Origin of the sequence: Cupriavidus phytohabitans, assembly GCF_017815025.1 — a bacterium.
GTDB lineage: Bacteria > Pseudomonadota > Gammaproteobacteria > Burkholderiales > Burkholderiaceae > Cupriavidus.
The window spans coordinates 1-825 of sequence record NZ_JAGIQB010000217.1 but is presented as its reverse complement, the minus strand read 5'-3'; the positions used below and the strand labels follow the sequence as shown (position 1 = coordinate 825).

Genomic DNA, 825 nt, shown 5'->3' with positions numbered 1-825 from the left:
TCATGGACACACCTATGACAACGCGCTCACCAAACGCCTCGATGACTCGCGCGCTGATTTAATCAGCGATTCCCTAAGGCTCTTCATGAACAGACGGTGCTGGGGCCACGCTTACCCAGCCTCGGTTCTTGAGTTCATTGAAGACCTTCAGCCAGAACTTAGCACCTTCGGTCTGCTCGACCCACAGGCCCAGCACATCGCGTTGACCGTCTGCCTGGATGCCCAATGCCAGATACACGGCCTTATTGGTGACCACGCCGTCAGTGCGGATCTTGACCAGCAACGCGTCGAAGAACACCACTGGGTACATGGCTTCGAGCGGTCGGCTCTGTCACGCGATTGCCTCGGCCATGACTTCATCGGTGACCGAGTTGATGAAGTCAGGGGAGACTTCGGTTCCGTAGCTCTCAGCCAGGAATGCCTGGATCTCGCGCACGCTCATGCCGCGCGCGCGTACATGGCAATAATGCGCTCTTCGAATCCGGTAAAACGCTGTTCATGCTTGGGTCTCAAGACCGGCTCAAAGCTGCCATCGCTGTCGCTTGGCAATTCGACCCGCACCGGCCCACGGTCGGTGATGACAGTCTCGCCGGTGAGGCCGTTGCGCGCATTGGACTGCGGGGCCGGCTTGGGCTCGCCTGGCTTATAGCCCAAGTGCATGCTCATCTCGGCGCCCATCGCCCGCTCGATGATGGCTTTGTTGAACGCCAGCATCAGATCCTGAACCTCGCTGGGCGTCATCGGCCCTTTAACCCATTGCATTACACACAAGTCACTCGTGACCAATTTCTCTGGCGTACTTGATGCCGGCGGCGAAGTCCATTA

General features: G+C 58.3%; 1 pseudogene. It reads right to left on the bottom strand.

Annotated elements, in window-relative coordinates:
- Window positions 1-118 precede the first annotated feature (118 nt).
- Window positions 119-762, bottom strand: a pseudogene (locus tag J8I34_RS34220) (IS256 family transposase); the annotation flags it as partial.
- Between the last annotated feature and the right edge of the window lie 63 nt (window positions 763-825).